A 4,982-nucleotide genomic window follows, 5' to 3' on the forward strand; every position below is an offset into this window, starting at 1 on the left:
ACCGTCAATATTGTCGGTGGAGAAACGGATGCTACCAAATTATCGACCGACAACAACATTGGCATTGTGGCCGCCCAAGACGGAGACAATGGCAAATTGACCGTTCGCCTGGCGAAAGACATTACCGGCTTGAATACCGTAGAAGCCGGCGATGCTGTCATCGGTAACCAAGGCGTCGTTACGGCCGGTGGTGTGGCTCAAGACGGCAGCTATGTAACCGGCTTGGATAACACGACTTGGAATGTATCCGATCCGGATATCGTAACCGGTCGTGCAGCTACGGAAGATCAGCTGAAGACCGTAAGCGATGCAGTCGTTGCTGTTGCCGATGGCACCAGTGAAAACGCAACCGGTGGCTTCGGCCTTGCCGATGGCAGCGGCACCACGGTTAAGCAGGACCTCGGCAAGACCATTACCGTCAAAGGCGGAGTCACCGATGGTACCGCTACGACTGAAAATCCGACGGGTACCTCCAATATCACGACGGCCGTTAAAGACGGAGCCCTTGAAGTCAGCCTAAATAAAGATATCGACTTGGGCTCGACCGGTTCAGTCACGACTGGCAATACCGTTGTTAACAATGACGGTGTGAAAGTCGGCGATACGACCCTCACGACTGGTGGATTGACCATCACCAATGGTCCGTCTGTCACAACTGACGGTATCAATGCCGGCGGCAAACAGATTACCAACGTAGCCAGCGGCTCCGATGGTGTCGATGCTAGTGGTAACCCGACGTACACTAATCTTACCAATGGTGCTAACATCGGTGACATTAAAAATATTACCGATGCAGCTAAGACCGAATTAACCAATGAAGGTTTGAACTTCACGGCCGACAGTGGTGATACCGTACATCGTAATTTAGGGGAAACCTTAAATATTGCCGGTGACGGCAACATCACGACTACCAGTGATGCGACGAATGGTAAAATCACCGTAGGCTTGAGCAACACCGTTGCAGTTGGTACAACCGGTACAGATGGTGAAAATGGTACCGTTACCGTGAATGGTACGGACGGTTCTTCCGTAGCTATCAATGGCTCCAACGGTTCTATCGTCATGAATACCGGCTCCGGTTCTCCTGTAACAATTCAGGCAGGTTCCAGTGTCAATGACGTAACCGGTTCGCCGATTAACCGAATTACCGTAGGCGGTGCTACTGTTGCGACATTAGATGACGGTATGAAGTACGGCGGCGACTTCGGTACCGTTTCCAATGTCAAGTTGAATAATCAAGTTGATGTAAAAGGGGAGGCGACGACAGAAGCTGACCTCACGACAGGAAACATCGGTGTCGTATCCAGCCAGGCTGGCGACAACGGTCTCTTAGTCGTGAAATTGAATAAAGATCTTAATCTGGGATCCACAGGTTCCGTTACCATGGGCAACACTGTCGTTAATAACAGCGGTGTAACCATTGGCAGTGGTGATACGGCTGTAAGCCTCACTGACGGTGGCCTTAACAACGGCGGCAATAAGATTACCAACGTTGCTGCCGGTACAGATGGTACCGATGCTGTTAACGTAACTCAGTTAGAACAGCGAATCGCCCAGATAGCTATTGGCGAATCGAAAACAACCGAGATTACGGTTGACGGTGGTACCGCTGCACCGACGGATGGAACCTATGCAGGCAGCAACTTGCAGGTGAACGCATCCACTACAGCCAATGGCTCACCGACCTATGATATAAAACTGGCTGATAACATTACCTTGGGCAGCGCAGCTGACAGCACGACGGGGACAACCGGCACCGACAGCTCTATTACCCTGAACGGTGCTGACGGCTCTTCCGTAGTTGTTAATGGTGCTGATGGCTCCGTCACTACTAAAGGTACAGACGGTTCGGCCGTAGCTATTAATGGCTCCAACGGCTCTATCGTTCTGAACACCGGTTCCGGTTCGCCGGTAACCATCCAGGCCGGTACTAGTGCCAATAACCTGGCCGGTACCTCTGTAGACCGTATTTCGGTAGGCGGCCAGACCGTTGCTACTTTGAGCGATGGTCTTAAGTACGCCGGTGATGACGGCCAGACGGACACGACGAAAGTCATTGCGAAAGAACTCAACGAACAGCTCGATATCGTTGGCGGTGCTGACGCAACTAAATTGACGGACAACAACATTGGCGTCAATAACGTCAATGGCCAGTTAAAAGTTCAGTTAGTAAAAGACATCGACTTAGGTGATACCGGTTCTGTAACTGTTGGTACAGCCGTCTTGGGTAACCAGACGGTAACCACGGCCAGCGGTGTATCTCAGACTGGTACTTACTTAACAGGTTTAAGTAATACAGCTTGGGATACGGCTAATCCAGATGCCGTAAGCGGACGGGCCGCAACGGAAGATCAGCTCAAAGCGATCAACGACAAGGTGAATGCCATTTCGACCGGTACTGGCGCCTTTGGTTTAACTGATGATAATGGCGCAGCCGTTAAAGATAGCCTTGGTGAAACGATTCAACTTGCAGGTGATGGTAATATTACGACCACTGCCGATGCTGACAGCAATAAACTTACTATAGGATTGAGCAACGATATCTCTGTTGGTAAGTCAGGTACAGATGGTACTGATGGCAAGATTGGTGTCAACGGTAAAGACGGCTCGTCCGTCGTTATCAACGGTGCTGACGGTACTATCGGCTTAACAGGTCCTGCCGGCGCTGACGGAACTCCTGGCGCAACGATTACGATTGCACCGGGTACTCAAGTTAATAACTTGGCCGGAACGCCCATTGACCGCGTTACCGTAGGTGGTGCGACGGTGACAACCCTCGACGACGGCATGAAGTATGGCGGCGACTTCGGTACTGTTTCCAAGGTTAAATTGAATAATCAAGTTAACGTCAAAGGCGAAGCAACAACTGAAGGTGACCTCACTACAGGCAATATCGGTGTGGTATCCAGTCAGGAGGGAGCTAACGGTCTCTTAACAGTTAAGTTAAATAAAGATCTTAAACTTGGTGATACAGGTTCTGTAACAACAGGTGCTACTGTTATTAATAATGATGGCGTAACTATTACCCCAACAACCGGTAACCCTGTAAAATTAACGGGCACAGGCCTCGATAACGGTGGTAATACAATCACTAATGTGGGAGCAGGCACAGCTAACACGGATGCTGTCAATTACGGCCAGTTGAAAGCAGCAGCTACAGCTGTTACAGTTGAAGGTGGTACACCGGCAGGTACTAGTGATAATTATGCAGGCAAAAACTTGCAGCTTGCAGCTACTACTGCTGGCGATAAGACGACCTATGACCTCAAGCTTGCCGATAAGATTACCTTAGGCAGCGCAGCTGACAGCACCGCCGGGACAGCCGGTACAGACAGCTCCATTACCGTGAACGGTGCAGACGGATCCTCTGTGGCTATCGATGGCTCCAACGGATCTATTACCTTGAACACGGCTGACGGCTCGCCGGTTACGATTAAGGCGGGCAGTGCTAATGATGTAACAGGTACGGCAGCTGATAGAATTACTATTGGTGACCAGACCGTTGCTACTTTGAACGATGGTATGGTATACACCGGTGATACTGGTTCTGCTGCCGTGAAACTGAATAAGACCGTCAATATTGTCGGTGGAGAAACGGATTCTACCAAATTATCCACTGGCAACAACATTGGCATCGTTGCTGAACAAGATAGCGATAATGCTAAATTGACCGTTCGCCTGGCGAAAGATATTACCGGATTAAATACGGTAGAAGCCGGCGATGCTGTGATCGGTAATCAATCGGTACTCACAGGCGATGGCTATACTGAATCCGGTAGTTATGTAACCGGTTTAGAAAATACGACTTGGGATATGACTAACCCTGACATCGTAAGCGGTCGTGCAGCTACGGAAGACCAGCTGAAATCTGTAAGCGATGCGATTATTGATGGTACCGGTAAAGATGCAATCGGCGGCTTCGGCTTGACCGATGACAGCGGCACAGCTGTTAAGCAAGACCTGGGTAAGACCATCCAAATCGCCGGCGACGGTAATATTACGACCATTGCCGATGCTGATGGTAAAAAACTCACCGTAGGCTTGAGCAACGATCTCTCCATCGGTACCGCAGGTACGGATGGTGAAGACGGTAAAGTGGCCGTCAACGGCAAAGACGGTTCTGGCGTAGCGCTTAACGGTGCTGACGGCTCTATCGGCTTGACTGGCCCTGCCGGCGCTGACGGAACACCGGGCACGACGGTAACGATTAAAGTTGCTGACCCCGTTAATGACGTAACCGGTACGCCCATTGATCGTATCACCGTAGGTGGTGCGACGGTCGCTACCCTCGATGACGGCATGAAGTACGGCGGTGACTTCGGTAGTGTTTCCAACGTCAAGTTGAACAACCAAGTTAACGTAAAAGGTAATGCTGCAAATGAAGCTGATCTTACTGATTTCAATATCGGTGTTGTATCCAGCCAGACTGGTGACAATGGTCTGTTGACGGTTAAGCTCAATAAAGACATCAACTTAGGCTCGACCGGCTCTGTCACCACAGGGGCTACGGTTGTCAACAACGATGGCGTTACCATTACACCGTCTACGGGTAACCCTGTAACCTTGACCGGAACAGGCCTTAATAACGGTGGTAACAAGATTACCAACGTAGCCAGCGGTACAACTGGTACTACTTACGACACTTCTGTAGACGGGCAGGAAGACTACAACAACGCAGCCAATATCGGTGATTTGACGACAGCTATCAATGACGTTAAAAATGCGGAAAATGGTGGCGGCTTCGGCTTGACCGACGACAGCGGTGCTGCTGTTAAGCAGGACCTGGGCAAGACCATCCAAGTTGCCGGTGACGGTCAGAATATCACGACCACAGCCGATGCAACGAATGGCAAGATTACCGTTGCCTTAAGCAACGATATCTCCATCGGTGCGAAAGACGGCGCTGACGGTACAGACGGTGTCGACGGTAAGATTGGCGTCAACGGTAAAGACGGTTCGGCCGTCGTTATCAACGGCGCTGA

At 50.6% G+C, this 4,982-nt stretch carries 1 protein-coding gene; it reads left to right on the forward strand.

Annotation, left to right across the window (positions count from 1 at the left end):
• Positions 1–4,982 (forward strand): beta strand repeat-containing protein (locus HMPREF3201_RS10570; RefSeq protein WP_369794848.1); only part of this gene is annotated, 4,982 nt, incomplete at both ends.

It is taken from the genome of Megasphaera sp. MJR8396C, from assembly GCF_001546855.1.
In the GTDB taxonomy this organism is placed as follows: Bacteria; Bacillota; Negativicutes; order Veillonellales; family Megasphaeraceae; genus Megasphaera.